General features: G+C 78.2%; 1 pseudogene. It reads right to left on the bottom strand.

Features of this window, described 5'->3' with window-relative positions:
• Positions 1-816: pseudogene (locus P2F65_RS18435) on the bottom strand (HNH endonuclease); the annotation flags it as partial.

Genomic DNA, 816 nt, shown 5'->3' with positions numbered 1-816 from the left:
CCGGTCGGGGACCACGTGGTCGGCGTGCCGGATCGGGGCGTCGCACCACGGGGTGCGGCAGCTCTGGTCGCGCAGGGTGAGGAAGCGGCGCAGCTGGCCGTCGAAGACCCGGCGCCGGGAGTCCATCGCGACGAGCTGGTGCCCGTCCGGGGTGGTGAACAGGCGTCGCAGGGTCAGCGCGGCCCCGGCGTCGTCGCCGGCGTGGTCGCAGGCGTCGGCGCTGTCGGCCAGGAGGCGGCGCGCGAACGCGGCCGGCACCGGGTGGCCGCCGGGCAGGGTGGCCGGTTCGTCGCCGCCGCCGAGCAGCGTCTCGGCCGGCAGGACGAGCTGGACCTCGAGGGGCACCGCGGCGGCGGTGGCCTGTCCGGTGACGCGCTCGACGAGGGTGTCGGCCATGACCTGCCCGGCTCCGCGCTGGTCCGGTGCGGCACCGTCGCCGGTGGCGCGGGCGGCGCCGACCGCGGCGTGCAGGGCGGCGTAGACGGCCACGCCCTGCTCGACCGGCAGCAGCGCGGTCAGGTAGGTCATCGTGTCCGGGGCCGGGCGCAGCGACACGCGCCGGTCGACGCGGGCCTTGGCGGCCCGCGTGACCACCGAAGCCGCGTCGAACCGCACGGCGAGAGCCTTGGCGCGGGACTCGACCTGCCGGTCGGACAGGGTGGGCAGGTCCGCGGCGAGCGCGGCGTCCACCGCGCGGCGGTCGGCCGGGCCCAGGCAGGCGGTCTCGCGGGCGAAGATGGTGGCTCGCCACTCGCTGACCCGGCCGTGGCGCAGGTGCTCGCCGGTGTGGGGCAGCTCGGCGTCCAGCGCCTTGGC

Origin of the sequence: Knoellia sp. p5-6-4 (assembly GCF_029222705.1) — a bacterium.
Lineage (GTDB): Bacteria > Actinomycetota > Actinomycetes > Actinomycetales > Dermatophilaceae > Pedococcus_A.
The sequence above is the reverse complement of the archived record's forward strand: the minus strand, read 5'-3'. Positions and strand labels throughout refer to the sequence as shown.